This window comes from Olavius algarvensis spirochete endosymbiont (assembly GCA_900608495.1).
Classification (GTDB): Bacteria; Spirochaetota; Spirochaetia; order DSM-2461; family DSM-2461; genus UBA2779.
In genome coordinates, this window is sequence record UWYT01000099.1 from 1 (window position 1) to 225 (window position 225).

A 225-nucleotide genomic window follows, 5' to 3' on the forward strand; every position below is an offset into this window, starting at 1 on the left:
CCGGCGTGATCTTCCGGATGCGGTGGTTGAATGCATCTGCCACATAGACATTGCCTGATGAGTCCACAGCCACTCCATAGGGAAAGTTGAACTGTGTCGCGTTGCCGGCGCCATTCGCAAAAGCCGCTGCGCCAGTGCCGGCTATGGTGCTTACCATCCCCGCCGGCGTGATCTTCCGGATGCGGTGGTTGACATGGTCTGCCACATAGACATTGCCCTCTGAGT

At 58.2% G+C, this 225-nt stretch carries 1 protein-coding gene; it reads right to left on the reverse strand.

The genetic code is table 11. The annotated features are described in order from the left end of the window. The coding region (locus S1OALGB6SA_RS02405; protein WP_195910251.1) for an SBBP repeat-containing protein at nt 1–225 on the reverse strand (225 nt) is incomplete at both ends.